The organism is Pantanalinema rosaneae CENA516, assembly GCF_050753385.1.
Taxonomy (GTDB): domain Bacteria; phylum Cyanobacteriota; class Cyanobacteriia; order Leptolyngbyales; family Leptolyngbyaceae; genus Pantanalinema; species Pantanalinema rosaneae.
On the sequence record NZ_JBLZFZ010000020.1, the window covers coordinates 16,334 to 41,670 of the forward strand.

At 47.3% G+C, this 25,337-nt stretch carries 30 protein-coding genes; 12 read left to right on the forward strand and 18 right to left on the reverse strand.

Features of this window, described 5'->3' with window-relative positions:
* Positions 1 to 5 precede the first annotated feature (5 nt).
* From ACN4EK_RS13560 to ACN4EK_RS13570, 3 genes are all read left to right on the forward strand, one after another.
* Positions 6 to 497 (forward strand): YajQ family cyclic di-GMP-binding protein, encoded by a 492-nt coding sequence (locus ACN4EK_RS13560; RefSeq protein ID WP_431658443.1) that lies wholly within the window; start codon positions 6 to 8, stop codon positions 495 to 497.
* A gap of 148 nt (positions 498 to 645) precedes the next feature.
* Complete coding sequence (gene apcD, locus ACN4EK_RS13565) at positions 646 to 1,131, forward strand: allophycocyanin subunit alpha-B (protein ID WP_431658444.1); 486 nt, start codon at positions 646 to 648, stop codon at positions 1,129 to 1,131.
* Positions 1,132 to 1,270: 139 nt separating this feature from the next.
* On the forward strand, positions 1,271 to 1,846 hold the full coding sequence (locus tag ACN4EK_RS13570; RefSeq protein WP_431658445.1) for a DUF924 family protein: 576 nt from the start codon (positions 1,271 to 1,273) through the stop codon (positions 1,844 to 1,846).
* Here the strand turns inward: ACN4EK_RS13570 and ACN4EK_RS13575 are convergent.
* A complete protein-coding gene (locus tag ACN4EK_RS13575) occupies positions 1,835 to 2,506 on the reverse strand; it encodes a YdcF family protein (RefSeq protein WP_431658446.1) in 672 nt (223 codons plus the stop codon). The genes ACN4EK_RS13570 and ACN4EK_RS13575 overlap by 12 nt on opposite strands.
* Before the next feature lie 306 nt (positions 2,507 to 2,812).
* Between ACN4EK_RS13575 and ACN4EK_RS13580 the strand changes: the two genes are divergently transcribed.
* A complete protein-coding gene (locus ACN4EK_RS13580) occupies positions 2,813 to 3,310 on the forward strand; it encodes a molybdenum cofactor biosynthesis protein MoaE (RefSeq protein WP_431658447.1) in 498 nt (165 codons plus the stop codon).
* A gap of 13 nt (positions 3,311 to 3,323) precedes the next feature.
* On the opposite strand, the gene ACN4EK_RS13585 is transcribed toward ACN4EK_RS13580, so the two are convergent.
* The 4 genes from ACN4EK_RS13585 to ACN4EK_RS13600 all read right to left on the reverse strand — a co-directional run bounded on the left by ACN4EK_RS13585 (position 3,324) and on the right by ACN4EK_RS13600 (position 6,800).
* A complete protein-coding gene (locus ACN4EK_RS13585) occupies positions 3,324 to 3,707 on the reverse strand; it encodes a type II toxin-antitoxin system VapC family toxin (RefSeq protein WP_431658448.1) in 384 nt (127 codons plus the stop codon).
* Positions 3,697 to 3,924, reverse strand: coding sequence for a hypothetical protein (locus ACN4EK_RS13590; RefSeq protein WP_431658449.1), 228 nt, complete (start codon positions 3,922 to 3,924; stop codon positions 3,697 to 3,699). The genes ACN4EK_RS13585 and ACN4EK_RS13590 overlap by 11 nt, the downstream gene beginning before the upstream one ends.
* 362 nt (positions 3,925 to 4,286) lie before the next feature.
* Positions 4,287 to 5,687: a serine/threonine protein kinase gene (locus ACN4EK_RS13595; protein ID WP_431658450.1), complete on the reverse strand. Its 1,401-nt coding sequence runs from the start codon at positions 5,685 to 5,687 to the stop codon at positions 4,287 to 4,289.
* Positions 5,688 to 6,116: 429 nt separating this feature from the next.
* Positions 6,117 to 6,800, reverse strand: coding sequence for a Uma2 family endonuclease (locus ACN4EK_RS13600; RefSeq protein WP_431658451.1), 684 nt, complete (start codon positions 6,798 to 6,800; stop codon positions 6,117 to 6,119).
* Between the two features lie 103 nt (positions 6,801 to 6,903).
* Here ACN4EK_RS13600 and ACN4EK_RS13605 point away from each other — a divergent pair, with 103 nt between their 5' ends.
* On the forward strand, positions 6,904 to 7,470 hold the full coding sequence (locus tag ACN4EK_RS13605) for a Uma2 family endonuclease (RefSeq protein ID WP_431658453.1): 567 nt from the start codon (positions 6,904 to 6,906) through the stop codon (positions 7,468 to 7,470).
* Positions 7,471 to 7,500: 30 nt separating this feature from the next.
* On the opposite strand, the gene ACN4EK_RS13610 is transcribed toward ACN4EK_RS13605, so the two are convergent.
* Entirely contained in the window at positions 7,501 to 8,970 is a 1,470-nt protein-coding gene (locus ACN4EK_RS13610; RefSeq protein ID WP_431658454.1) for a dihydroorotase, read from the reverse strand.
* Positions 8,971 to 9,079: 109 nt separating this feature from the next.
* Between ACN4EK_RS13610 and ACN4EK_RS13615 the strand changes: the two genes are divergently transcribed.
* Entirely contained in the window at positions 9,080 to 9,880 is an 801-nt protein-coding gene (locus ACN4EK_RS13615) for an aspartyl/asparaginyl beta-hydroxylase domain-containing protein (RefSeq protein ID WP_431658456.1), read from the forward strand.
* A gap of 292 nt (positions 9,881 to 10,172) precedes the next feature.
* Here ACN4EK_RS13615 and ACN4EK_RS13620 read toward each other — a convergent pair whose 3' ends face one another.
* The 6 genes from ACN4EK_RS13620 to ACN4EK_RS13645 all read right to left on the reverse strand — a co-directional run bounded on the left by ACN4EK_RS13620 (position 10,173) and on the right by ACN4EK_RS13645 (position 14,959).
* Positions 10,173 to 11,300: a Tc toxin subunit A-related protein gene (locus ACN4EK_RS13620; protein WP_431658553.1), complete on the reverse strand. Its 1,128-nt coding sequence runs from the start codon at positions 11,298 to 11,300 to the stop codon at positions 10,173 to 10,175.
* A 183-nt stretch (positions 11,301 to 11,483) separates the two neighbouring features.
* On the reverse strand, positions 11,484 to 11,642 hold the full coding sequence (locus ACN4EK_RS13625; RefSeq protein WP_431658458.1) for a hypothetical protein: 159 nt from the start codon (positions 11,640 to 11,642) through the stop codon (positions 11,484 to 11,486).
* Between the two features lie 77 nt (positions 11,643 to 11,719).
* Positions 11,720 to 11,998, reverse strand: a complete 279-nt coding sequence (locus ACN4EK_RS13630) for a HepT-like ribonuclease domain-containing protein (protein ID WP_431658460.1) — start codon at positions 11,996 to 11,998, stop codon at positions 11,720 to 11,722.
* Positions 11,999 to 12,005: 7 nt separating this feature from the next.
* Positions 12,006 to 12,302 carry a nucleotidyltransferase family protein gene (locus tag ACN4EK_RS13635; protein ID WP_431658461.1) on the reverse strand — a complete coding sequence of 99 codons (297 nt, stop codon included), beginning with the start codon at positions 12,300 to 12,302 and terminating at the stop codon, positions 12,006 to 12,008.
* Between the two features lie 15 nt (positions 12,303 to 12,317).
* The gene (locus tag ACN4EK_RS13640) at positions 12,318 to 12,608 is read right to left on the reverse strand and encodes a nucleotidyltransferase family protein (protein WP_431658463.1); all 291 of its coding nucleotides are present in this window, start codon (positions 12,606 to 12,608) and stop codon (positions 12,318 to 12,320) included.
* Between the two features lie 11 nt (positions 12,609 to 12,619).
* Positions 12,620 to 14,959: an NACHT domain-containing protein gene (locus tag ACN4EK_RS13645; protein ID WP_431658465.1), complete on the reverse strand. Its 2,340-nt coding sequence runs from the start codon at positions 14,957 to 14,959 to the stop codon at positions 12,620 to 12,622.
* Positions 14,960 to 15,133: 174 nt separating this feature from the next.
* On the opposite strand from ACN4EK_RS13645, the gene ACN4EK_RS13650 reads away from it, so the two are divergent.
* Positions 15,134 to 15,382 (forward strand): hypothetical protein, encoded by a 249-nt coding sequence (locus ACN4EK_RS13650; RefSeq protein WP_431658467.1) that lies wholly within the window; start codon positions 15,134 to 15,136, stop codon positions 15,380 to 15,382.
* A 662-nt stretch (positions 15,383 to 16,044) separates the two neighbouring features.
* Positions 16,045 to 16,452 (forward strand): hypothetical protein, encoded by a 408-nt coding sequence (locus tag ACN4EK_RS13655; RefSeq protein WP_431658468.1) that lies wholly within the window; start codon positions 16,045 to 16,047, stop codon positions 16,450 to 16,452.
* Between the two features lie 84 nt (positions 16,453 to 16,536).
* Here ACN4EK_RS13655 and ACN4EK_RS13660 read toward each other — a convergent pair whose 3' ends face one another.
* Both ACN4EK_RS13660 and glmS read right to left on the reverse strand, forming a co-directional pair.
* Positions 16,537 to 17,103, reverse strand: coding sequence for a Uma2 family endonuclease (locus ACN4EK_RS13660; RefSeq protein ID WP_431658471.1), 567 nt, complete (start codon positions 17,101 to 17,103; stop codon positions 16,537 to 16,539).
* A 15-nt stretch (positions 17,104 to 17,118) separates the two neighbouring features.
* On the reverse strand, positions 17,119 to 19,002 hold the full coding sequence (gene glmS, locus ACN4EK_RS13665; RefSeq protein ID WP_431658472.1) for a glutamine--fructose-6-phosphate transaminase (isomerizing): 1,884 nt from the start codon (positions 19,000 to 19,002) through the stop codon (positions 17,119 to 17,121).
* Positions 19,003 to 19,557: 555 nt separating this feature from the next.
* Between glmS and ACN4EK_RS13670 the strand changes: the two genes are divergently transcribed.
* A complete protein-coding gene (locus ACN4EK_RS13670) occupies positions 19,558 to 19,776 on the forward strand; it encodes a hypothetical protein (protein WP_431658474.1) in 219 nt (72 codons plus the stop codon).
* Between the two features lie 43 nt (positions 19,777 to 19,819).
* Entirely contained in the window at positions 19,820 to 20,398 is a 579-nt protein-coding gene (locus tag ACN4EK_RS13675) for a helix-turn-helix transcriptional regulator (protein WP_431658476.1), read from the forward strand.
* Positions 20,399 to 20,422: 24 nt separating this feature from the next.
* On the opposite strand, the gene ACN4EK_RS13680 is transcribed toward ACN4EK_RS13675, so the two are convergent.
* Together ACN4EK_RS13680 and ACN4EK_RS13685 are read right to left on the reverse strand one after the other, a co-directional pair.
* A complete protein-coding gene (locus ACN4EK_RS13680) occupies positions 20,423 to 20,785 on the reverse strand; it encodes a VOC family protein (protein WP_431658477.1) in 363 nt (120 codons plus the stop codon).
* 86 nt (positions 20,786 to 20,871) lie between these two features.
* Positions 20,872 to 22,209, reverse strand: a complete 1,338-nt coding sequence (locus ACN4EK_RS13685; protein ID WP_431658478.1) for an RNA-guided endonuclease InsQ/TnpB family protein — start codon at positions 22,207 to 22,209, stop codon at positions 20,872 to 20,874.
* A gap of 19 nt (positions 22,210 to 22,228) precedes the next feature.
* Here ACN4EK_RS13685 and tnpA point away from each other — a divergent pair, with 19 nt between their 5' ends.
* Complete coding sequence (gene tnpA / locus ACN4EK_RS13690; RefSeq protein WP_431658480.1) at positions 22,229 to 22,642, forward strand: IS200/IS605 family transposase; 414 nt, start codon at positions 22,229 to 22,231, stop codon at positions 22,640 to 22,642.
* A 148-nt stretch (positions 22,643 to 22,790) separates the two neighbouring features.
* On the opposite strand, the gene ACN4EK_RS13695 is transcribed toward tnpA, so the two are convergent.
* Together ACN4EK_RS13695 and ACN4EK_RS13700 are read right to left on the reverse strand one after the other, a co-directional pair.
* Positions 22,791 to 23,024: a hypothetical protein gene (locus tag ACN4EK_RS13695; RefSeq protein WP_431658482.1), complete on the reverse strand. Its 234-nt coding sequence runs from the start codon at positions 23,022 to 23,024 to the stop codon at positions 22,791 to 22,793.
* 101 nt (positions 23,025 to 23,125) lie between these two features.
* Complete coding sequence (locus ACN4EK_RS13700) at positions 23,126 to 24,223, reverse strand: NAD(P)H-dependent flavin oxidoreductase (RefSeq protein ID WP_431658483.1); 1,098 nt, start codon at positions 24,221 to 24,223, stop codon at positions 23,126 to 23,128.
* Between the two features lie 311 nt (positions 24,224 to 24,534).
* Between ACN4EK_RS13700 and ACN4EK_RS13705 the strand changes: the two genes are divergently transcribed.
* Complete coding sequence (locus ACN4EK_RS13705) at positions 24,535 to 24,732, forward strand: hypothetical protein (protein WP_431658484.1); 198 nt, start codon at positions 24,535 to 24,537, stop codon at positions 24,730 to 24,732.
* The last annotated feature ends 605 nt before the right edge of the window (positions 24,733 to 25,337 follow it).

Consider the following 25,337-nt stretch of genomic DNA (forward strand, 5'->3'; position numbering starts at 1 on the left):
GTTCTATGGCTGCAACCTATTCCTTTGATATTGTCAGCGACTTCGATCGCCAGGAACTTGTGAACGCGATCGATCAAACCAAGCGGGAGATCCAGGCACGCTATGACCTCAAGGACACTAAAACCGAGGTTGATCTGGGTGATGAAGTAATTACGATTAGTACCGATAGCGAGTTCACCCTGGATGCCATTCATGGAGTGTTACAAACCAAAGCGGTCAAACGTAATTTATCGCTGAAGATCTTTGATTACGGCAAAATTGAGTCCGCCAGTGGCAATCGGGTGCGGCAGGAAATTACTCTGCGAAAAGGAATTAGTCAGGAGATCGCCAAGCAGATTTCCAAGCTGATTCGGGATGAATTTAAAAAAATTCAAGCGTCGATTCAAGGCGATGCGGTGCGGGTGAGTGCCAAGTCGAAAGACGAGCTACAGACTGTGATCCAACGCCTGAAGCAGGAAGATTACCCCGTGCCACTGCAATTTACCAATTATCGTTGATCTGTTACAAAACTTTTGACTTTGGGGTACAGAGGACAAGGTAGGCTCTTGATTGTACGGCGAAGGCTGCTGTTGAACGATGCATGCTTTTCTTTGCGTCCCCAGAGTCGTTAAACTATCACTGATACCCTGAGATACCGCATTAAATATGAGCGTAGTTAGCCAAGTCATTCTTCAAGCCGACGATGAGCTTCGCTATCCCAGTATTGGCGAACTGAAGTCGATGGCAGACTTCTTTAAGACCGGTGAACAGCGGACTCGCATCGCTGCCACACTTTCAGAAAATGAGAAAAAGATCGTTCAGGAAGCCAGCAAGCAACTGTGGCGCAAGCGTCCCGACTTTATCTCTCCGGGTGGTAATGCCTACGGAGACAAGCAACGGGCGCTGTGTCTGCGGGACTACGGCTGGTATTTACGCCTGGTGACCTATGGCATTCTGGCGGGTGATAAGGAGCCGATCGAAAGCATCGGTGTTATTGGTGCCCGGGAAATGTACAACGCTCTGGGGGTTCCGGTTCCAGGGATGGCAGAAGCCATCCGGTGCTTGAAGGCAGCTTCCTTGGAACTGCTGAGCGAATCGGATGCGGCGGAAGCCTCTCCTTACTTTGACTACATCATCCAAGCGATGTCCTAGTCAGCCTCAGTGGTCAAGCTGTCAGGGTTCTGGAGGTACGCCCCCGATCGCTGACACTGCATCACTCACTTTCCCCATCGTCGGTTGGGATACCTGGTAGGATACAGCCAGCGTTTCAGCCAGCAGTGGGGAAATTTTTATGTCGCAAGTGGAAGAAATTCTCAAGTTTTGGTTTGATGATCCTGATGAGATCGCCACTGGAGGCTATCGTAAGGTCTGGTTTAGCAAAGATCCGGACTTCGATCGCACCATCCAAACCCAATTTCTCACCGATTACCAGCAAGCGGCAAGTGGGCAACTGGATCACTGGCAATCTACGCCGGAAGGTTGTTTAGCCTTGATTCTGTTGCTGGATCAGTTCCCCCGGAATCTGTTTCGCGGACAACCGCAATCCTTCGCCACCGATACCACAGCTTTAACGATCGCTGACCAGGCGATCGCCCAGGGATTTGATCAGGCTTTACCGTTGATTCAACGCTGGTTTGTCTATCTGCCCTTCATGCACAGTGAAGAGTTAGCAATGCAGCAGCGATCGGTGCAACTGTTTATCCCATTTCAAGACAACCCCGTGACTCAAAGTGCTTATACCTATGCCCTTAAGCATTTAGAGGTGATTGAGCGCTTCGGACGCTTTCCCCATCGCAATGTGATTCTGGGACGAGAGACAACTCCTGAGGAAGCCGAATTTTTGACCCAACCTGGCTCATCCTTTTAACGGTGATGGGTCGATCGCGGCGGTGGTGGGCAAGTCCCTGGCAAAGAAGCGTCCCCGTAAGCCGTAGGCAACAATGCCAAAATACTCCCGAAACACCAGGGATGCCCGTTGGGGAGATTCTAATGGGGGGAGAGGGCTGGCATGGGGAATCACTTTAAAGCCCAAGCTCCGGAAGGTCAGGGTCGATCGCAGCAGATGGGGCGGATCGGTCACTAAAACAATTTGGTGAACTTGCCGTGGCTTTAAAGCTGCCGCTGTCAATAACGCATTCTCTTCGGTAGTCGCGGAACATGATTCTCCGGTGATCGCCGTAGTTGGGACTCCTTGCTTTGCCACCATCTGTGCGATCGGTGGGGCATCATACCGACCACTGATAAAGACTAACGGGGCGCGATGATCCTGCCAGAGTTGCGCGGCGACATTAGCGCGGGATTGTCGGAGTCCACCTCCCCGACCTAACACGACAATGGCATCGGTGGGTTGCCCAGAATCGGCGGGTACAAAGCTCAAGAGCAGACGATTACTGATCGCTACGGCAGGGGGAGATAGGATCAGCAGGTAAACCAGCACTAGCCCTGTGGCAATGCGAGTTAACCAGCGGCGGTGACGCGGGATCAGGAGCCAGAGTGTGCCAAACAGCACCAGTATCGAAAGAACCACCGCAACAGGATTGAATAACCAACTTGCAAGCCAGATCACACTTGTGATCCACTGCTCAACTGGGGCTTGACTAGGGCACAAGGTTTCCTCAAGCATGGCGGCTGATAAATATGAGATCGGCAGGCAATTTAAGTTGTAGCAGGAGAGAATGTCACCCCAATGACAGCCACACTACAGTTGAGTGACTGACACTATTTCAGAATGCACAATTTTCGATTAGAATCCTACACTCCGATCGCAGCCCACTCCTGGCAGCCGCTCGATCGGGCACAATAGAGAGGCATCCCTTACTGGCATCACCTGACTATGACGGTTGGCATCAACGCCCCAATCTTAACGACCAGTCAACCCCATCCAGAGGATCATTTCGCGATTACGTTTGCTCCCTTGTCCCTGGCAGAGGTCTACACCTTAGCCGATGACCCTGCCAATGGTGCCGTAGTCGTGATGAGTGGCATGGTACGGAACAATACCGAAGGGCGATCGGTGGTGGCATTGGAGTATCAAGCCTATGAACCGATGGCGATCCGCGTCTTTCAACAGATTGCCAGGGAAATTCGCCAGACCTGGACTGATGTTACCCATGTGGTGATTCATCATCGGACGGGCAAGTTACAAATTGGCGAAATTAGTGTCTTAGTCGCTGTTGGCTGTCCCCATCGCACCGAAGCGTTTGCAGCTTGTAAGTATGCGATCGATACTCTGAAACACCAAGCCCCAATCTGGAAAAAAGAGATCTGGCAGGATGGCTCTACCAGTTGGGTCAGTATTGGTGCGTGTGAGCAACTAGGGGAGAATTGTTAGGAGGCGATCGCTGCTAAGGGATAAAATCCACGACTGTCAATTCCTGAATCGTCTTTAACTGTTTATCAGCAGTTATCAATCTGGCATTGACCTGAATCGCTGTAGCGGCAATGACAACATCGGGCAAGGGCAGCCGATATGTTTGTCGTAGTTGAATGATTAGATCGATCAGATCAGTTTGCTCAGACTGCAATCCAACTACCTCTACTTGCTGAAGAAACTGGTTAAATAGCTGGCGATCGCTTTCGGTTAAGCCTGTAAATGCCATGAACTCAAGCTGACTGATGATCGAAATCCCAATCCAATCAGGATTTTGGAGCAGTTGCAATACTTGCTGATTGCCCTGAAGTAAGGCGATTACAGCATTGGTATCGAGGAGATAACGATTACCACTCATTCCTTAATGCCCGCTGGGTGTCAACTGCATCTCCTTGCCATTGCAGCTTACCAACCAAGTTAGAGAAGTCGTATTTGGCAGATGAGGTAGTTTGGGGTGCAGCTGGATTAATCACCAAAACTAACTCAACTTCACCTGGAGGTAACGCCGTGGGTACATCTAGCCGCAGATGACCATTGGTGTCGATCTGTCCGATCAGGGTTAGGGTTTGCATCATGATGTCTGGGGTGAGTGTGACGGGCGATCGTGCTTCAGTTGTCCTTATTCTATGCGTTGTCCCGATTGACTGAGTAAGAGGCGATAGCAGAAGCAAAGAAACCTGGGTAAGCGACGATCGCTATACTTAAAACAGGCTGCCTTACTACTTCCCACTATGAGTCTGCGGATCTCCGATGAATTAGTTCAAGCTTCACTGGTGTTGCGATCGTCGGCAATTTGCAGACCGCGATCGATCACCCCTTGTAAATCAATGCCTGGGAAATAGCGGCTTTGAGTTTGCAGGCTGTAGGTCGATGCCTATTTAGGTGATAAATCTGAGTCAGAGGGGAATTGGGTCATTGCCCCCGAATATCCGCCAGATTACAGTTTGGTCACAGGCAACTTCAGCCACTGGCTTAATTCCTGCCCTAACCATTCCAGTTCCCTCACACTACTGGTGGGAATGATAAATTTTTGTTGATGAGCAACCAGGATGACTTGTTGGGGAAGGGTTTGGCAGGCTAACTGCTTGATCTCTTTGCGATCGGCTGTCATCGTGCTACCCAGAAATAGAAATTTACGGGTTAGGGATAATTTTGAAGCATTAATATATAGACGGCGCTGTCTGGGTAGACACAACAGTAAGGGAACCATAAACATGCCTCCGATGAATAGGGGAATCAACGAAAATAGGCAGATGATGACGATTCCACTGATGATGCTTTCCAGATTGAGGCTCAGTAGACCGAAGAACAGAGTAAAGAGACCGGTCAGAAGCGTCAGCACTCCTATGAGGAGTGGGATTGCGCCTATCAGGCAACCAACAGTGGCAACCAGGGGCATGAAGCTGAGCGAATCCGAGAGTGAGTAGGTCGCAATGATTTCCAGGGCGGTTGGATGGCTTCGCAGGACTACTTTGCTGTCTTTGGGTTTGGCGATCGCATCTCCCATTTTTCTTCCTGGGATCGGAAGGTCGGGTTGATTGAAAGCCTGAAGTGCTTGTTCTGCGGAATGTGGGCGTTTTTTTAAGTCTGGGTCAGTCAGCCATTTCAACCAGTCGATCAGTTGAGGATTGAGGTTAACGAACGGCTCAAACTGAATCTGGAAATTCTCCTGGGGCAGGTCTGCCGGATGTTTGCCAGTGGCGATGTAAATCAGGGTTGCGCCCAAACTATACAAGTCAGAGGCGGGAGATGCCTGTCCACCAAACTGCTCGGGGGGCATATAGCCATAGGTGCCGACCACCGTCATCGTACTGCCGACTTTGGCTTCGGTATGCACCTGCACAGAGTCGAAATCCACCAAATAAACGTTGCCAACACAGTTACCAGAGCGATCGCCCAACAGAATATTGCTGGGCTTGATATCGCGGTGAATAATGGCAGGCTGGCGGCTGTGCAGATAAATCAGGATGCTTAACAACTCTCTCGCAATTTGCTGAATGTCCGATTCGCTGAAGCTGCGTCCATCCTTCAGATGTTCTTCTAGAGATTTGGCAGGAATGTAGCTCTGCACCTGGGCAAACCCCTGAGCCTTCTGCAACGTCACATCAAAATAGTCCAGGTACTTGGGAAGGCTAGGGTGGGAGAGGGATTTTAAGGTTCCTGCGCCCCGTTCAAACAGCTTGTGGTCTTCCCACTGAAACGCCGCGTCAAACATCAGCAGTTTAATGACAACGGCATCACCCGTCGTCAGATCCTGTGCGAGTAGTGTCTGTCGTGCCCCTTTTTTGCTCAGTCTTCTCTGAAGTTTGTAGCGATCGTTTAGGATGCGGGCTTCCATGCAAAGTCTCCCAGCAGGCTTTAAGCGGTAATACCCATTCTGACAGGACGATTCCGGAGCATACCCATTTCAAGGGATGTTTTTTAGATGTTTTTTAGAAGGAGCGATCGCTGGTTGCACCACGAGTGACTCGATTATTTTGCCGCTCAGAACCGGACAATTTGACCTCTAAGGGCGATCGTTGCAGTTCAGAACATGAATCATGCCGTTCGGAACACGACCATTTGACCTTTGAGGGCGATCATTTGAGTTCGGAACCCCACTCTTCCAGTTCAGAACTCAAATCATGTCGTTCGGAACACGACAATTGGACTTCTGAGGTTGACCCGTTGAGTTCACCACTCAAATCATGCTGTTCAGAACATGACCGTTGCAAATCTAGGGTGAAAGGTTGCCGATCCTGAGAGCAGGTTTTGTATGCTCATTTTTTTATGCACCATCGTTGTTGCGTAACTGCTGCCTCAAGTCACGTATAGCCGCACTGGTGTTGCGATCGTAGGCAATTTGCAGACCGCGATCGATCACCCCTTGGAGATCAATGTCTGGAAAGTATCGACTTTGAGTATAAAGGTTGTAGGTATTTCCTTGAAGCTGATAGACGCGAAGCTGCTCTCGCTTAAATAGCCAAATCTCTGGCACTCGATAGGGTAGATAATCATTGACATCCGAATAGCTGGTAACGTCAATTTCTAATGCTAGATCAGGTGGCAGATCGGTACGCCAATTGATCCGCCTTTTACCTAATACCGCTTCCCAATTGTCGATATAGAAACAATAGTCTGGTTCGATACCACCTTCCTCCGGTAGCTCCATCGTAATCGGGGTAAAGGAGTCATACTCCCGATCGGCATGATCAAGTAAGGTTTTGATCACATCAGCAATTAGGCTGGCATCTTTGCCATGTTGCGGCAATGGAGACATTAACAGTAGCTCTCCGTGGCGATATTTGAGGCGCGGAATAGAACTGTCGCCGCGTTGCTGGTTCACAGCCTGGTACTCTTCCCAGGTGGCAGGTAAACGTACCACTGAGCCAGGTGGAAGATGGGTTTTTTCAGCAGAGACGAGGGCAAACATGGCACTGAGATGGCTACAGCAAGTTCCTAAGCTCATCATACGTCAGCAGCCATAGGATGTTGTTCATTCAGATTTTGTAGACGAGGACTAAGCTAAGAATAACCAGGTAGTAGCATAGAAGTAGTTCCTGGAGGCGCAGCAGATGAGCCAGAGTGCGATCGATAGAGTTCGGTGGACAGCGGCAGATCTGGAATTGTTTCCCGATAATGGCAACCGCTACGAAATCGTTAACGGAGAGTTGCTTGTGACCAGAGCACCCGACTGGCGACACCAAAGAGCCAGCACCCGCATTTGTACTGCCCTGGATACCTGGTCTTTTTCAACGGGGTTGGGTGAAGCGGTACAGGCTCCCGGTGTGATCTTTACGGATGCCGACAATGTGATTCCTGATGTGGTTTGGGTCAGCCAAGAGCGGTTAGCTGTGCTACTCGATGCTGCCGGACATTTGACGGGCGCTCCAGAACTGATAGTGGAAGTGCTTTCTTTAGGAGACGAAAATCAGCGACGCGATCGAGAACTGAAACTAAAGCTTTATTCGGAACGGGGAGTGCAGGAATATTGGATGATTGACTGGCAAAAACAACAGATGGAAGTGTATCGCCGAGCGCAAGCGTTGTTACGGTTAGTCAATACTCTGTTTCCTCCTGATCAAGTGACCAGTCCCCTGTTACCTGGCTTCTCATACCCAATCTCTCAACTGTTTCAGTAAACCTGAGTTTGATCACTATCGTTGAGATTCCTACGATCGCCGCACATACTGTCCCTGGGGTGAGCCGATGATTTGTCCGCGATCGTAAATCAAATTGCCCCGGAGGAAGGTGTGCTTGACCCGTCCGGTTAATTCCATGCCTTCAAAGGGGGTGTAGCCTTGTTGCGAAAGGGATGCGGCGGCACGAACGACGAAGGTTTCATTGGGATCGAGGAGTACCAGATCCGCATCATAGCCCACAGCAATGTCACCTTTTTGCCATAGACCGAACCGTTGAGCCGGATTCCAAGATAGTAGCCTTGCCATCTGGTTGTAGGACATACCCCGTTTGCTGCCTTCGCTGACTACGCCTGAGAGCAAATATTCCGTACCGCCAAAGCCTGATTTAGCTAACCAAATATTGTCTGGATCGCTGCGGCTGGCTTTTTGCTCGGCAGCACAACAGGCGTGATCACTGACAATCCAATCAATCTGGTTTTGCAATACGGCATTCCATAAATACTCCACATCGGCGCGGGGTCGAATGGGGGGATTGACTTTTGCCCATTTGCCCGTAGGAGCTTCCACATCCAGCAGCAGATGACCGACAGTAACTTCCCGCTTGAAGTTGATGTGAGGAAAGGTGGCTTGCATCATCAACGCCGCTTCGACCGCTTTGCGGGAACTGAGATGGAGCAAATTAATATTGCCACAGTTCGTCTCATGCGCCAGGTAGGAGGCAATACAAATCGCTAAGCCTTCGGAGTGGGGTGGACGAGCGGCACTGTAGGCATTCAAACCTGTAAGACTCGTGTCTTGCTGCACGATTTTGGTGTAGGCATTGAGAATATCAGCGATTTCACAGTGCAGACTGAGGCTAATTGAGTCTTGGGCGGCGGGATACCGTTCTCTCAACTGCGACAGACTCCGCATGATGAATTCAAAATGGGCAAAATCATAGCGATCGTCCGGGTTGATCATCAGAAAGAGATTCTGTTGATTAGACAACCCATGCAGCCCATATCCCCCGTAGAACATAAAGATTTTGAACGAAGCGACTCCATGTTCCTCATACAACCATTGCATTTCATCGATGTGTTGAGGGGCGATCGGGGCAATGTGATAGCCATAATCCACATAAAAGTTGCCGTTGGATAATGCCAACACCTCTGGGAAGAACTCTCGGTAAGAGCCGCCTTTATTCAGGTAATACTGCCCGGTGCGGATATAGTTCAGACTGGTAGTGACTCCTCCCATTGCCGCCGCTTGACTTTCCGCGATCGCGTCCTGGGCTAACGGTTGATAAATGCCAATGTGCATGTGGGCATCCACAATCCCCGGAAACCCCAGGAGATTCTCAGCATCAATCACCTCTTTTGCCTGATCAGGACTGATTTCGGGGGCAATTTGGCTGAATTTACCATCCTTAATCCCAATATCCAGGCGATCGACGGAGGCTTGGTGAGGGCGCACCACCCGCACATTTTTGATTAATCTATCCAGAGTCGGGGTTTCAGACACAGTACCTCTTGCCAGAATGAGTTAGAGTTTTTTTACTAAGCTGTCTAAAATAAAACTTTTAGAATGAATTATAGCCGTTGGCATCCCAGCCGATTCAGGAGAACAGGACATGGAAACCTTTAATGAGTACCACTTAGATCCCCAGCAATTTCCGTTCTTGCATATTCTGCAACAGAACTGGCAAGCCATTCGAGATGAATTTACCACGTTTAAAAATAACGCCTCTGAGGCAGAGTTGCAGTTTGCCGATGCTGTGATGGGACCTAAAAGTAAAACCGTGAAGACAAAAGGCAATGCTAAATACAGTGCTTTTGGTGTGCTATTTCAAGGACTGCTGATTGAAAACTATATTCAAACGCATCACATTCAGTATCCCCAATATGCAGAGCAAAATGTTCCAGAACAAGCCCTGAGATTAAGAGTAAAATACTTTCCCACGTTATCTGAAGCGATCGAGTCCACCAATTTAAGAAACAAACATATCCTCAGAAATGTCTACTTTGGTACATTTCATCCCGGATTAGATATCAAACTTCATGTCAATTACAATCCCCACATGAATCGGGGTTATTTAGGACTCATTGTGCCGCCGGGAGATGTGGCAATGAAAATTTGCCATGACAGACTCTATTGGCATGAAGGGAAATTTTTAGTGTTAGATCACAGCTATCCTCATTGCCCCCATAATTACACAGAGTACGAACGCACTGTGCTAGTAGTCGATTTCTTCAAACCAGATCAACCCAGATCTGAAATGCTGCGAATGGAGCAAGCGTTCGTCGAGGAGCGAATGCGAGAAAATCCTTATAGTTTGGGTGTGTTTGGGAAGAGTGACAAAGCCCAAGTCGAAGATTTTATTAAGTATGGTCTAAGTCACCAATTGGAATGGGATAAAGCGTTAGACGCATAACGTTATTCCAAACAACTTAACCAAAGCGTCATCAACTCCAAATATGTGACCTGCTGGTCAATAATGTTTTGTTTTTTGTTCTATAGGATGTTGTACTGGCTCAAACAGGAAAAACCAGACCTCAAGATGTTGAAGTGTCAGGTGTTTGGACGGGCTGGATTGGATCTTTTGGCAGAACGGTTGATTTTAACCAGTTAAGTCGAAAGACTTGGAAGGTCGCCAAGGGCTATTTTTCGCATCATCTTGAGTGTTGTTCAGAGCTTAATTCCCTATCCAATTGCTTGGGAAGACCTTAGATTGAGTAGCGGCAAATTAACCATAGCTCTTCGAGGTCAGTAGCATTCGGCTTTGACAAAGTGAATTCATCTCCCAAAGTGATTAGAGTAGAAACTCCTTTGTGTAGATCGTTAAGGCTGGGATCGCGGTTAAGACTAAAGGTGACACTGTTCAGGTTCATTGAGAAGCTTGGGGAGTTACCTTTTATGCGAGCCACCCAGATTGTTTCGGTAATTGTAGGGTTATAACCTTGAACATAGAAAGGTAGACGTTCCTTAGTAAGGTTGATCAGAACGCTATTAGACTGTTTCAATTTATGCCATTCACTAGGCAGATCGTGCTTGAGGTTAAGGGCAACATATAGCCCTGTTCTACTAGCTGTCAGGAGCATTTCCTGTAGTAGAGCAGTTAGGGTACTTTCCACCAAAGCTCTAAAGCTACTCCCACCATCACGGGCAGTATATTTCAGATGGAAAATAACATCTGAAATTGTATTAAAATCAAATTGCTTGAATGCAGTAGGTATTTCTAATTGCCAGGTACTGATAGCACCTGTTCCTTCAAAAGGTAAGTATCGCTCGTCACGGAAGTTGAGTTCAAACACACCGCTGTCATTTTGTGCTGTGCTTGTGGCAATGGATTGAATGCTGCCAATGTTGTAAACGAAACGATCGGCTAACAGGGCAATCGGGCGATGGCATTCGATATCGACCAGAATGGTGCCGTATTGCTGACCTTTGCGCCAGGCAAAGTCATCTACTCCCAGGAGTTTAGGTACCTCAAATTCAGGTAGAGGGATTTTTTCAAGCACATTCAACAGTGTGCTGCCACAGACAGCTGTACTGACGTGACGAGACAACCGCGCACCCGCCGCCCCTCCTAACGCTAGACCAATCGCTTCGAGTTGCTGCACCAATCGAACGGTTTTCCTCGCCCAGGGTGCTGCAATTGCAGGAATTCGCTCTGTAAAAATACGCCGAATACAACCTGGAGTATCACAGAAAAATTTACTGACTTGCAACATTAGAGTCAACTTGAAATTGACACAAGGCAAATCAGCCAGGGTGCGCTGATAATGGCTGTGAGTCCGGGCAGACGGGGTGCCACACACTGGACATTTTGCTGAATGTTGGGTTGAAAGCACACTCAAGGTAAGCTGCTGCTGCTCAGTATCGAGTTCACAGTGCTCCAGGTAAAGTTGGCTGGAATTAGGCAGTAACTGCTGAAAAAACTGTCGGGTCTGAGTCGTGATTAAGTTGAAGATAGGCAGATCCTCCGGACTTCCCTTCCATTGTATCTTTTCACCAAAAGCTCGGAGGAACCCAGGTTAATTGTCGCTCAATAATTCCAATACATCCCAAGCATTACCAGAGACTTGTAGATATTGTTGTCGCAATGTCACAACAAACTGTAAAACCTGTTGTTGTAAATCATTTGGTAAATGATTCATCTCTTCAATAACTTTGGTAATAGTTGGGCTATTCATGGGTGTTTCTCGTTAGTTTTATGTTTTGGGGGGAACAACTTTCTCAAGTTCTTCGATTAATGTAGGTAAACTGTTGATTACTGTATTCCAAACAACATCAAGTCAACTTCATCATATTCATGAACAAGGCGGTTTCTCATACCATTGATTGCAGCCCAGGGTATTGTTGGTAAAGTCTGGCGTGTTGTTTCTGAGACTCGCCTTGAGGCTTCACCAATAATCAGAAGTCTGCGAACGATGGCATCTTGAAGTTGCAAATCAGTTTCTAAGTCATTTCGCGATCGTCCTGCTAGATAGTTAGTTGCGATTTGAGCGGATTGGAGAATATCAAGGAGAGATTGGAGATCGCGTTCCATAGATGACCTAAGTGGCTGAAAGGATAGCTTGACGACGGAGATAGTTGCGACTAGATTCAATGCCTTTACGAGTCACCAGATCAACCTCTCGCTGAAAAATCGTTTTTAGCTCATCCTCCATGTTCGATAAATCAAAAAAGGTTGGATGAGCATTGGCATCAAATTGCACCATCACATCAATGTCACTATCAGGGCGAAAATCATCTCGCAGAACAGAGCCAAATAAGGCGAACTCGATGATCTGCCAGCGATCGCAAAATTGTTGAATCTGTTCGATCGGTAAATCAATCGTTTTAAGGTTCATGCTGATCCCTCTGCATCATAGTAAACCTCTGCCTCTGCCAGGATGCGATCGCGAATGCAATGATTGAGTGATTTCGGTGCCACCAGACCGATTTTTCAAAAAGCTTGAAAGTTCTTCTTGAATCTGGTGCAGTTTGAGGAATTCGGGAATATGTCGAGGGTGAAACTTGACTAAGACATTAACATCACTTTCTGAACAAAAGTCATCCCGCAGAACGGAACCAAACAGGAAAAGTTTATTAACATGCCAGTGCTGGCAGAAGCAAGCTATTTCCTCTTTAGGAACATCAATATTTTGGATTCTCATGACCTGCTCTCTCAATTATTCATAGATAAGCCAGTCTTGTCAGAGATATAGCTATGCCATGTGTGATAAAAGTCTGGATAACTCATAGAATCTGCATAGTGCCATAATTCATGGGCTCGATATATAGACTCTTCATAGATTTCTACCGCATCTGGACAATAATCTTCTATTATCTCCCACTTACGCGGCGTATTTAGATATTCACTTAAATCTTCCCCATTAGAATTTTCATCACTCTTCTCAAAATAAGATTTTTCATACTCACAAACTGTATCAAGCAAAGAGCTTTCGCCCTTAATTAGCGAAATTGTATAGTGTACATAATCTTCTGAGATATTTTCTTCTTGTTGCATGGAAATAAAATCATTTAACTTTTTATCAACTAAATCTCGATTTAACCCCTGAATAACTTGAATAGATCTAAAACGTTCACAATTATTACCAATTATGCCTGTAATACCAATATCAAAACCTTTAAATACCAATTCGATAAGCCTTTCATAAATATTATTGGAAATCTTGACTGAGCAGTTTGAAAATTCCGAGAGACATTTACCTGCTACAAATAAAGCTCGATATTCATACCAATGGCTTAAAGGTAGACCATCTTTAAATTGAAGCAATTTTAATAAGAATTGTTCAGCTTGTTCCAAAGTATCTTTACTAGTTGAGTTTTTAATACCGACCCAAAATACAACTACCTCAATCCATACTGGATTAAATACAAAATACTTTACTCCCTTAATGGGCTGGGGAGCACTATTATTATGTTTATAAGGTAAAAAATAATCCCAATTCTCGATCGCTAATGCCGCAAAGTATTCCTGAAACGAAGCATGAAAGAAAGCATATACCGATTCATATGGCTTCTCTGCTGTAGTACCAATATAATTAAGCCAGCCTAACTGAACAGCTTTATCAAATAAAGAACCTTTCGCATTTTTTTTGCCCATGATTGATATAGACTCAATCAAGCTTTTTCTTAATCTGAATCGTGAATCATTGCTATCAAGGGCATTTTTAGCAACTTCTCCCAGCGCCAGGTTTAAAGCATCGCGTTCAGTCCGATCAATGCTTATCTCTGGGTATTTCAATTCTTGTAGATCGTAATAATAATCAACAAAGAGTCGATAAAGTTCTGCCCTTGTATCAGGTAATTCTCCAATACCTGACTCCCATATATAGCACAGTAAGGATAACCGCAAAGGATTTTTTACCGAATCTCGAATTCTCTCCTTACCTGGTGTGTGAAGTTGCTGAATCAGACCAGTCGCTAACTGCGGGTCAATTTCCTCTTTTTCAAAAAATTGATGAATATAAGCTTCAATCTGGTTTCGATACCCTTTAGCAGGGGTTCGATAGTCAAACTCAAGTATGCGAAAAACCGTAAATTTAGGTAGTGCATGGGTATCCCAGGCATTCAGACGACAGGTTAAAATAACCCTGACTTGCTGTGACCATGCTTCTTGCAGTTGCGATCCAATTACCTGTAGCGGATTGCCATTTGTTGTCAGTTCATCTGCTCCATCTAATAAAAGCCAGACTTTTCCAGTTTGCAGTAAGGCTCTGATGCTTGCCTCCCAATCTGCTGAGCCATAATCTTTAAATCGGGCATCTTCTTTAAGAACATTACTCAGAAATTCATAGGTCGGCGGAACCCCACGTTTCCCCAACGAAATCCAAACTGGGAACATTCCTGCTTCATAAAGGCGATCGCCGATTTTCTGCAACAGTGTGGTCTTGCCTGCTCCTGGCTCCCCAGTAATGACGAAACGAGCATTGTTAGAGATATTTGGATTACAAATGACTTGATTAAAGAAATCCTCTTCTTGATCGAATCGCCGAACAATCTCTTCCTCAGTGGGTTGCAATAGCTGTGAAGCCTGCTCAGCAGAACCAACATCCGATCGCCGATACTGTTTTTGCTTACGCTCTATCAAGCCAATCGGGACAAACAACTTAGCCAGATCGATGCGAACTCCGTCCTTTGCCATCAAATCGTTAAGCGTCGGGAATTGAATCTGGCGATCGAGCATTGCTCGACAAACTTGCTGCCATTTATCGTTTTGTTTTTGCTTTTGGGGATGACCTTCACTTAGATCAATCCCAACTACCTGATTGAAATCCACTCCTAAAGCTTGACAAATTGCTCGTGCAGTCGCTTCATCTGTCCGCTGTTTACGGTTCAAAAAACGACTAACTGTTTTAGCATCTACGCCTGCTTCATTAGCAATTTCTTGCAATGTCCAAGCTCTACCCTCATAGTTCCGCTTGGCAGCTTTAGCATTTTTCAGAATTTGAATGCCTTCCTCGGTTGCCAAAACACTGCCACGATCGCGAATTTCAGCCATTGCCCACATAGACAGTAGAAGTTACTGCTAGCCTAGCTCAACTTTTCGTTCTTCTCAGCAGAAGCAGGACAGTTAAGGGAACTTTTTATCTACCCCAAAATTTCCTTAACTGTCTTAGACGGTTGATTTAGCTTGGTTTCATCAGCAATCCACCCTTAATCAAGGAGCCTACTGATGAATAGCTCTCTCTCAACTTCCAATTCCCCCGTACCCAAAGCTCAACCTGTGCAATATGTAGTTACGCATCCCGGATCAATTGAATCTCCTTCTACCTGGATGCAGTATGGCACCAGTCCAACCGAAATTATTTTGGCAACAGCAGTGGTAATTGGAGCGATCGCTGGTGTCATTGGTTCATTAGCATTACTGTTACAGGTTCTCGTACCTGTCATGCAAGGGAACTCAACACCAAAAAGAAAATAGTACGGTTTTGGTAAAGCTGGAATCTCTTGAATCGGCTGCTCGCGAGATTCCAGTCCTAAAACAAGGTTTGCCTTTCAAGCGTCGAACTCACAAACTGACCTTTGAGCCTGAACCTCCGACTCCAAACTCGGAACCCCAACCTTTGAACCCAAACCTCCGACTCCCCAAGTTAAAGTGCCGACCTCAGAACACGAAACTTTAACCTTTTTACTCCAAAAACCAAGCTCAGAACCTGGAACATCGAGTAAATGACTCAGTTATCCAAATGATGTACCCAATAATATTTGTGCTGTCCTTACTTACGCTCAAGTTGTCGTTACTTACATTCAAGCTGTCCTTACTTACGCTCAAGCCGTCCTTATTTACGTTCAAGTGGAAGTAAGAAACGATGAAGCTGTAGTTACTTACGTTAAAGCTGTAGTTACTTACGTTAAAGCTCCAGTAAAGATCATCACTCAATTCAGCACCAATGATTGCCTGAAAGCACTGATGTCAAAGGTCTACTCACGATCGCCCAAGTTTTTCCTTCGCTATCCGTACCTACCGTCAGCACAACTACGACCAGAGATAAAAATCTTCGCGGAAGAAATATCAATCATTGCGGGGTTTGCTGAACCGAAACTCACCAGTCATTAGCCATGCTGGTTTAGTTAACTTATCTTGTGGCATCTACCATGACTCGCAAAAAACGCACCTCTCGCCCTCTCGAAAAAGCGGAACTTCGAGCTGCTGGACTGAAAGCTGTTGATCCGCAACTAGACTTTGGTGACACCCGCAATTTGATCTATCTCACAGCCCAAATTGACCGACTCCGGAGCCGACTCAACGACTACAATACCGCCCTCGCTGTGATTGATTCCTCCAAATCCGAGATTGAAGAATTAGAGAAAACTCTGGGTGATTTAACCGACAAAATGTTGATCGGTGTCGCCTTCAAGTATGGCAAAGATAGCCGCGAATACGAAATGGCAGGCGGTGTGCGTAAAAGCGAACGCATTCGCCGTAGTAGTGTCAGCCGCTTAAAATCTAGTTCCGAAGATTCAATTACCAGTCAAACCCAAACCGCTTGACCATCCTTTAAAACCAGCGATCGCTCCTACCTGAGAACACTTGACTGGGTAGCCGCGATCGCTATCAATTCATATTCAGGCTCGTCAAGCCGATCGCACCATCTCCCCAACGGTCATCACACAGTCAGGAAATGCTAGTGGAGCGATCGTCAACGCTTCCGACAAAATCGTTTCACTTTGATACCCATCGGCATTGGGCAAGCGATAGACATGCAACTTGTAATCGTTGACATCAACCACCCAATACTCAGAGATCCCCGATCGCCCGTAAGCTGTCGCCTTCACCCCACAATCAAACTTTAGCGTCGTATCAGACACCTCGATCAGCCAAAACACCTCCGAGGGCAGAGGATGATGGTCGGCATAAAACGAAGGATGAGAATGCACAACGGCAATATCCGGTTCTGGCTCAGAGTAATCATTGAGTCGAATGGGGTCTTGAAACCGCAGTAAAACCCGATCGCCCAACTGAGATCGCAACAGCCGCTCAATCCGACTAACTGCTGAACTATGAGCCGTCCCCTTCGCCACCATTTGGATGATTTGTCCTTCTAGCAATTCAATACGTTCATCGGGTTGCAGAATCCCAGCCTCTGCCATCCGGTGATAATCTTGCACCGATAATCGACGAACAATACTAAAAGTATCCATGAGCCACTCAGTAATTTATTCCACAGTGACCGATTTCGCTAAGTTTCTGGGCTGGTCTACGTCCAAGCCTCTACGAGCGGCAATGTGATACGCCAACAGTTGCAACGGAATCACCGTCACGATCGGCGACAGCATTTCATCCACATGGGGCACTGGAACTAGCGTATCAAAAGTATCTTCTGCCTCCTGTTCATCCATCGGCGTAATGCCAATTAATTGCGCATCTCTAGCTCTCGCTTCCTGGGCATTCGATAGCACCTTTTCAAACACCGTTCCTGGCATCGCGATCGTCACTACGGGCACTTTCGCATCCAGTAGCGCGATCGGACCATGCTTCATTTCGCCCGCCGGATAGCCTTCGGCATGGATATAGCTAATCTCCTTCAGTTTCAGTGCCCCTTCCAGCGCGATCGGGAAGTTAATCCCCCGACCCAAGAAGATGAAATCCTGAGTTTCCGCGAAGTTATGGGCAAACTCTTCAATGTAGCGTTCCTGGCTTTCCAGCACTGTTTCGATTTGTGCCGGGAGTTGCCGCAGTCCCGTGATCAAATCATAAAGTTGACCCGCCCCGATCGTTTGGCGACGGTGGGCTAAATCTAATGCCAGGGCATAAAACGCCATCAACTGGGCAACAAAGGTTTTGGTCGCGGCGACACCGATCTCAATTCCGGCATGGGTATCAATAATGTGGGACACCAGATCTCCCAACGAACTCTCTGGTCGATTGGTAATCCCCAATAGTCGGGCTTGAAACTCCTCCGAGTGCATGGCTCGACGTTGTTTTTCCATCTCCAATGCCGCTAACGTATCCGCCGTTTCCCCCGATTGCGTCACCCCGATCGTCAGGGTATAGGGAGTTAACGGAGTCGGGGCATAGCGAAACTCGGAGGCATACTGCACCTGGGTGGGAATGCCCGCCAGTTGTTCCAGTAAATACTTGCCGACTAACGCCGCGTGCCAACTGGTGCCACAGGCGACAATCTGAATCTGTTGCAGATGACTGTAGTACTCATCCGGCAGATTCAACCGCACTGGCGAATGCAGATGATCGGCAGCCGTCCATTCACTATCAAAATAAGCTTCCAGACAGGCACGGACTACTCCCGGTTGCTCATAAATTTCCTTCAGCATGAAGTGTTTGAAGCCCTGCTTCTCCACCATCACCGGGTTCCAGTTCAGAGTACGAGGCGCTTTCTTCAATCGCTGACCTTCAAAGCTATAGACCTCCACCCCTAACGGAGTCAGCCGCGCCAGCTCACCATTCTCCAACGGCAACACCGCTCGGGTGTAAGGCACCAATGCCGGAGTATCCGAAGCACAGTAAAACTCACCCTGCCCAAAGCCCAACACCAGCGGAGCCTGTTGCCGCGCCACAATCAATTCATCCGGATAATCCGCCGAAATCACCGCGATCGCAAAGGCCCCATGCAATTTATTCACCGCCTGCCGCACCCCTTCCAACAACGAGGGTTCTGCCCCCTGTTGTTTCATCTCTTCCGCAATTAAATGGGGAATCACTTCGGTATCGGTATCCGAGCGAAACTCATGCCCCAGCGCCTTCAATTCCTCCCGTAATTCCCGGTAGTTTTCAATAATGCCATTCTGCACCACCGCAATTCGCCGCTTCGTATCCATGTGAGGATGGGCATTATATTCTTCCGGTTTGCCATGGGTTGCCCAACGCGTATGTCCAATGCCTAATTGAGCCGGATTCACCTCTCCCGCCAGCTTATCTTCCAGGTTATGCAGCTTGCCCTTGGCACGGACACAATGAATCTCCCCTTCCAGCACCGTTGCAATTCCCGCAGAATCGTAGCCGCGATATTCCAGTTTCTTTAGCCCTTCTAACAGAATATTGCTCGCAACCTGGGTGCCAATATAGCCTACAATTCCACACATAATTGCCTTCGCTCCTACTTCATCACTGCCCTATGAATCTGCCGTCGTTACCGATCAGAGGTCATTGTTCGCTGAGGCTAACTGCCCGTTATTGCCCCCAACTTAGCAGACGACACGACGAAAGAACCAGGTTCGCCTAGACAAGCCCCTGTTCTCGCCAGCCGGGTTGTATTTAGACCCGTACTATACCTGATTTGCTGACTTTCAGCAGAAACTTGTGTGCAGAATTAAGGCAACTAAACAAAAATTTCGCAGAAGTAGAGAACTTTATCATTGAACCTAAACAATCCCCCTAGGACAGTGGCCAATGCGGCTCTACTTCTACGAAACCTGAGATGTGCTAGTTGGCTAAAAGTGCATCCCCAGGAATTACAGTAATCGACTGGCAGGAGAGCGCCTTCCTCCGATCTGCTCATCCGATCGGGGGAAGCCAGGTTGAAGCTGTCTTCCATCCACTAGCACAGACTTTAACACTGATATCGTCCAGGCAAGTTTGCATAAATCTTGAGCCACCAACCTATAGATAAGCAAGCCCCCCTGTAAGGACGACCTCCGATGAAATCTGCTCCTATGGCTCTTTCTGCTCTCTCTTCTCTTGGATCAGTCGCGGTAGCTGCCCTACTATTGCTACTCGCTATCCAAAGTTTTGATCCCTGGAAACCTCAACAAACAGTGCAATCCAGCATTACCGGGTTAGATCTACACCAGTTAACCGCCAACACTCCATCTACCAATAGCGCTCCAGGTGGTCGAGAAGCTGCTGGACGGCGCTAACGTTCTTTCATCCTGCCATGCCCCTTGTTCACTGAAAATTGCCATGTTTAGTTCACTTCCCAGTCACGAAACGCCCATTAAAGTTGATGGGGTACTTTTACAAGGTATTCTGGAAGGCTTGATTGATGGCGTATTAATTGTTACTAGTAATGGTGAGTGGGTTTATGGTAACTTCCATGCTTACCGGATTTGCCAACGCCTCAACCCCAGCCTGCCCCTGAGAAAATCACTACCACCGTCAATTTGGCAGGTTTGTCAACCGTTGCTCGATACTCAAGAAGCGATCGCCGATCGCCCTACCACCGTTGAAACCAATATTACATCGAGCAAGTCGGAAACCTTCCGGGTACGGGTACGCTGGCTAGAACTCAGTGAAGTCAAACGTCCTTACCTGATGATCACCTTAGAGGATTGCTATCAATCGGCTCAAAATCAGGCGATCGCCGAAATTCAGCAATATGACCTTACCCCCCGACAAGCGGAAGTTTGGCGGTTACGACGTGCCGGATATAGCTACCGAGAAATTGCCAACCAGTTATATGTCGGAGTTGATACCGTAAAACGTCACCTGAAGGATATTTATGCCAAACAGCGAGAATATACAGGCTGTTACAGCGCCTGATCCCAACCACCAATAATCACGGCTTCAAGCTTCACTTAACTCAATCACGTTGCCATCGGGATCTTGAGTAAACAACGCGGTGCGTCCGGAAGCACTCATTTGTACCGGACAGTGATGGGCTAATAGTCGTTCTTTAGCCACTTCTAAATTCGTCACAGAAAACGCAATATGACGATTCCGCCCCCACTTTTCTGCATCTTGCAGATCAGCCCCCGGAAACGGATTAGTCATCAAGTGGATTTGAAAACCATCAACCTCATACCAAATTCCCGGAAATTTCAGCGATCGCTCGACTTTGGGTAACCCCAACACCATGCCATAAAAACAGTCTGCCCGTTCCAAATCAGAAACGAGAATGGCAGCATGGAGACAGCGTGTAACTTGCATACCAACCCCCTGAACCGCGAGTGGATTCTTCCACTATATGGGTTTGACTCTCTCCGAGCTAAAGCAACGGAGATTCTACAAGGATGCTACGCGGTAGGCTGTTGGCGAAGCCTGTCCGAAGGACATAGCCGTACCGCTTCGCGTGTCCCTGCCAATTGCCAGAGAAAGACTCTCTGTGGGGAGGTCAAAGTCCCCCTACCAACTCCACTTAGGTCTAGACCAAGTGTTGTCGCTACTTTACGGATGATGTTTGCAGCGCCATTAGCATCTGCATTGACGTACCAGTTCATCGCAGTCCGGTACAGACCACGCTGTACCCGCTTCCCTGACGCTTTCCACCCTTCGGGTTTCTCACCGAATTTAGGCAGAGAATCACCGTCTAGAAACGATGCCGCTGACGTATTGGCTTCTTCCGTTTCAACGAACTCAATCCCGTATTGCTCAAACAACTGAGCTAATCGAGTCTTGAGCCTTGCGGTTGGGATTTGCACAAACTCTTGGGTTTTGCGTCCCAATCTTGCGCCTTGCTTAATACCCTGACCCCATCCAAAAACGACTCGTCCGATTTGATGCTCAAGGCAGTGATTGAGAATGATTTTTGCTGCCTTGTTGATGGCATCCCTCATTTGACGGTTACGAGTTTCAGTAAGTTGAGCTAATCTCTTAGACCAGAAGCCTTGCGGCTGACCTTCTTTGAGTCTTGCAACTTCTTTGTTGTACCACTGGTTTAAGCTCTTAAGATGCCGTCCATCAATGATGAAGCTGGTTTCTACGTTGGTCACGCAGGTTAGCCAGTTGTTGATGCCGTGGTCAATCCCCATCACTCGATTAGGGTCAACCATTGCCTTAGCTGACTTCAATCGGTAGACAAATTCAGCGTAGAAACAGCCATTGCGAGGAAGGATTCGCACCTCCCTGATGTCCTCAAACTTCAGATTGGAAGGCATTGGAACAGTGAAGGAATCTAACCCAAACCAGGCTTTTACCTGCTGACCCAATGGCAAGCGCACCATACCATCAAACAGTTTGATTGCTTGCTTCGGGTAGGTGACTGTTGCCAACCCTCCTTTCGTTCTGTAATTGGGTAGTTTTGGTTTATCTTCTAATTCGCCCTTTTTCCACAGTTTGAGTAGTTCACGATAGGACTTAAACGACTCGTAGACGCTCCCTAAGACCTGTTGTGATGCCTGCGCCGCCAATGCTGCAAAGTGTCGATTGGTTTTGCAGTGGTAGTTGAGGTCAAACTTGCTAACGTATTTCCCGGTCTTGAAAAACCATTGCCTTGCGTAGTAGATGCCGCAATTAACTAGCTTGTTCGCCTCCTCACAAACAAACTCCAGAATCGGGCTTGATTCAATCAATACAGGCTGACATCCAAACAAACGTACCACCTCCTTATTTGTTGTTATGGCAGCATGGAGCAACAGGATTAAGTATAAATCTATGGCTAAACTTTCAGCGAAAGACCACGAATATCGGCACGAAAGTAATGCCGTCTCACTGATTAACTTCCACTTCGTTTTTGTCCCTAAGCGCCGTAAGCCAGTGCTAATTAATGGACTGGTTGACCGAGCGCAAGAAATTATGTTTGAGGTTGCCGTTCAGAATCAATGGAGAATTCTTTCTCTGGGAATTCAGCCCGACCACATTCACTTATTGGTCAATGTCACAGTTAACGACTCAGCGGCTAAAGTGGCTCACAGGTTCAAAGGTAGGCTGTCCCACGATTTGAGGCAAGAGTTTGTTTGGCTCAAGAAACTTCCTTCTACTTGGACACCTAGTTACTTCGTTTGTTCGGTCGGAAATGTTTCAACTGCCATCGTTAAGCAGTACATTGAATCCCAGACAGGTAAGTGAGTACGGGCAGGTTAAAACCTGCAACTGCGTTTCATCCCCGGCTTAAAAGACCGGGGTTCTCACGCGAGTTTTCTATAGCGCGTCAGTGTTGCTGTACAGTCCCCTTCGCAAGGTGACAGCAGGGACTGATTTATCTACCATCCCCAACTCAGGGCAGCTTCGACGGATTGTGGCAGGAATGGCGATCGCAAAAGTAGCGAATTCCCCCCAAGCTCGTCACTAAAACCAGAGTTTGCACAAACCACGGTGCCCAAGCAAAGCTCAGGAGCAAACTGATTGCCATGACAATAATCGAGAAGATTTTCACAATCTCTTCCCGGCTTTGATAGGCAACAAATGCCGCAATCACCGCGATCACAAACGGAATTAGGAAAGACAGCATCATATTTCAGTCAACCCATTTAATTGCTTTACAACTATAAAAGCATATATTCCTTAAGAAGGATCAGGAAGGATCGGCTCAATTTGTGTGTGTATACTAACCTATGTTGCCACTAATTCTGCCATCAGTTCCGCCACTGGCAGGATGCGATCGGCACGTCCCGCATTACTCCCAGAAAACACCAAACCATTATCAACATCGCCCCGCGCTGCTTTATCTAACACTTGCACAATGCAGAAGTATTGCTGTTCATCCCGACATTTACAGGCATGGAGACAGTTGAGCAAACAACGCTTGTCTAAATCTGGCGAACCCGCGATCGCCTTTTCGACGAAAGCATTCCGCAGTGCCCGTCCCGGCATACCCACCGGGCTGGCAACAATCACCACATCTTCGGGTTTGGCATGGAGGTGAAATTCTTTGTAGCGACTATCCGCGTCACATTCGTCGGTGGTGATGAAGCGAGTGCCAATCTGTACGCCGCTGGCTCCTAACGCCAACATGCGATCGATATCCGCCCGATCCCATACACCCCCCGCCGCAATCACCGGAATCGCTTGCCCAACCTCCTGGTGCAAATAGGCAACCAATTCTGGAATTACCTGTTCTGCTTCCAACGTGCGATCGCCCAGTTCTTCCAATTTTGCGCCTAAATGCCCCCCGGCTGAATTGGGATTTTCCACCACAAACGCATCCGGTAATCGCCCATACTGCCGTTCCCATTTGCGGCAAATAATCCGCGCTGCCCGAGTGGTAGACACGATCGGCACTAATGCCACCTCTGGATAGTCGGCGGTATATTCCGGCAATTGCAAGGGTAAGCCCGCCCCTGAAATAATCAGATTCACTCCTTGGGCGGCAGCGGTGCGAACCAGGGTAGCGTAGTCCTGCGCCGCAACCATCGCATTAATCCCCAGAATGCCTTCAGGGCTGAGCGATCGGGCTGTTTGAATCTCATCAATCAGGGCTAGCCGATTCGCCTCAAAAAACTGTTCCCGCCGCTTACGACCATTAGGTTGAGTGATATCAAAATACGGCGAGTTTAGCCCCAGGGCAACGGCAGAAATAATCCCAATTCCACCCGCATTGGCAACGGCAGCCGCAAGATGCGCCCCCGAGATGCGAATGCCCATGCCACCTTGAATAATCGGATAGCGAGCAGTATGTTGACCAATTTGGAGCGGGGGTAATGGTGGCATAAATTTCACACTCGTAAAATGCCGAATCTGTTTCTAGATTGGCTTGGTGGCTCAATTCGGGAAAAAGCATACATCTAAAATATAACTACAACACTATAAAACGATTAATAAATTAGATCGAACAATTACTCTTTTATTTAAGAAACCGCCTCAATCCCCTCTCGTTAATAGCGTAGTAGCAAATCGGTTCTACATCCAGAAGCGTCTCGCCTTTGCTAACAGGTGATAGCCCCAACAATTTTATACTTTAAAGTTAAAAAGTTATATAGTTATACAATAAGCAAAATAGTTACCGCTTTAGCAGGATATGTATGGCTCTTGTGAAGATTGCGGACACCTGTACCAGTTGTGGTGTTTGCGCCTCTTTGACCTTGGGATCATACGGCTGTGTTAACTTGGTCAGGATTTCGATACTTAGGCGCGATCTGTTTCACCTGCCAGCCATTCTCCTGGCTCAGTTGTATGACTTACATGCCTACCGGACGGCAAACTTCCTGCATCGTTTGTAAGGTTGGTGTTTCTGTGCGCCCTTCCAGGGTCGAAGCCAAGCTCGATCGCCTCTGCTCTAACGGTTCGCTTTAGCTAATTCTGCCACATTGATCATCGCCCAAGCCGACTGAAACATTGAAATAGCCATGCCTATGACAAATTAAGCAACTACAATGAAACTAATTAAACCGCTACAAATAGACTCTAGTTCATTCTGATTCAGCCTCAATAAAACATCATTGCTTCACATCATAGAGTCACTATTACTCTAATAACCAAAGCATCAGATATTTGGGATCAAACATTGGCGATCGCACAGACGCTTTAGCCTATTCCAGATAATCTTCATTACTTCGTAACTCACTCCTGAAAATTATCATAGCTAGATACCAATCAAGCTATGAATTAGCTTTTTCACGTACACCAAGCCATCAAAATTGATGTAACAACCTATTTGAATTGATTTGAGGACAGAAATCAGGAATTATACCCATGAGAAGTTGCCCAGCATCAGCCGCGATCGCTACCCGATGATAAGAACTATCCCACCCCCAGGAAAACGCCAAACAACACCAGGCATAGTCCTCAGTTACATCACTCTGATTTTATGATTTACAGATAAAAT

Coding starts and splice junctions, on each gene's coding strand:
- ACN4EK_RS13560 (WP_431658443.1), top strand. CDS start 6: ATGGCTGCAACCTATTCCTTTGATATTGTCAGCGACTTCGATCGCCAG.
- apcD (WP_431658444.1), top strand. CDS start 646: ATGAGCGTAGTTAGCCAAGTCATTCTTCAAGCCGACGATGAGCTTCGC.
- ACN4EK_RS13570 (WP_431658445.1), top strand. CDS start 1,271: ATGTCGCAAGTGGAAGAAATTCTCAAGTTTTGGTTTGATGATCCTGAT.
- ACN4EK_RS13580 (WP_431658447.1), top strand. CDS start 2,813: ATGACGGTTGGCATCAACGCCCCAATCTTAACGACCAGTCAACCCCAT.
- ACN4EK_RS13585 (WP_431658448.1), bottom strand. CDS start 3,707: ATGAGTGGTAATCGTTATCTCCTCGATACCAATGCTGTAATCGCCTTA.
- ACN4EK_RS13590 (WP_431658449.1), bottom strand. CDS start 3,924: ATGATGCAAACCCTAACCCTGATCGGACAGATCGACACCAATGGTCAT.
- ACN4EK_RS13595 (WP_431658450.1), bottom strand. CDS start 5,687: ATGGAAGCCCGCATCCTAAACGATCGCTACAAACTTCAGAGAAGACTG.
- ACN4EK_RS13600 (WP_431658451.1), bottom strand. CDS start 6,800: ATGATGAGCTTAGGAACTTGCTGTAGCCATCTCAGTGCCATGTTTGCC.
- ACN4EK_RS13605 (WP_431658453.1), top strand. CDS start 6,904: ATGAGCCAGAGTGCGATCGATAGAGTTCGGTGGACAGCGGCAGATCTG.
- ACN4EK_RS13615 (WP_431658456.1), top strand. CDS start 9,080: ATGGAAACCTTTAATGAGTACCACTTAGATCCCCAGCAATTTCCGTTC.
- ACN4EK_RS13625 (WP_431658458.1), bottom strand. CDS start 11,642: ATGAATAGCCCAACTATTACCAAAGTTATTGAAGAGATGAATCATTTA.
- ACN4EK_RS13630 (WP_431658460.1), bottom strand. CDS start 11,998: ATGGAACGCGATCTCCAATCTCTCCTTGATATTCTCCAATCCGCTCAA.
- ACN4EK_RS13635 (WP_431658461.1), bottom strand. CDS start 12,302: ATGAACCTTAAAACGATTGATTTACCGATCGAACAGATTCAACAATTT.
- ACN4EK_RS13640 (WP_431658463.1), bottom strand. CDS start 12,608: ATGAGAATCCAAAATATTGATGTTCCTAAAGAGGAAATAGCTTGCTTC.
- ACN4EK_RS13645 (WP_431658465.1), bottom strand. CDS start 14,959: ATGGCTGAAATTCGCGATCGTGGCAGTGTTTTGGCAACCGAGGAAGGC.
- ACN4EK_RS13650 (WP_431658467.1), top strand. CDS start 15,134: ATGAATAGCTCTCTCTCAACTTCCAATTCCCCCGTACCCAAAGCTCAA.
- ACN4EK_RS13660 (WP_431658471.1), bottom strand. CDS start 17,103: ATGGATACTTTTAGTATTGTTCGTCGATTATCGGTGCAAGATTATCAC.
- glmS (WP_431658472.1), bottom strand. CDS start 19,002: ATGTGTGGAATTGTAGGCTATATTGGCACCCAGGTTGCGAGCAATATT.
- ACN4EK_RS13670 (WP_431658474.1), top strand. CDS start 19,558: ATGAAATCTGCTCCTATGGCTCTTTCTGCTCTCTCTTCTCTTGGATCA.
- ACN4EK_RS13675 (WP_431658476.1), top strand. CDS start 19,820: ATGTTTAGTTCACTTCCCAGTCACGAAACGCCCATTAAAGTTGATGGG.
- ACN4EK_RS13680 (WP_431658477.1), bottom strand. CDS start 20,785: ATGCAAGTTACACGCTGTCTCCATGCTGCCATTCTCGTTTCTGATTTG.
- tnpA (WP_431658480.1), top strand. CDS start 22,229: ATGGCTAAACTTTCAGCGAAAGACCACGAATATCGGCACGAAAGTAAT.
- ACN4EK_RS13695 (WP_431658482.1), bottom strand. CDS start 23,024: ATGCTGTCTTTCCTAATTCCGTTTGTGATCGCGGTGATTGCGGCATTT.
- ACN4EK_RS13700 (WP_431658483.1), bottom strand. CDS start 24,223: ATGCCACCATTACCCCCGCTCCAAATTGGTCAACATACTGCTCGCTAT.
- ACN4EK_RS13705 (WP_431658484.1), top strand. CDS start 24,535: ATGGCTCTTGTGAAGATTGCGGACACCTGTACCAGTTGTGGTGTTTGC.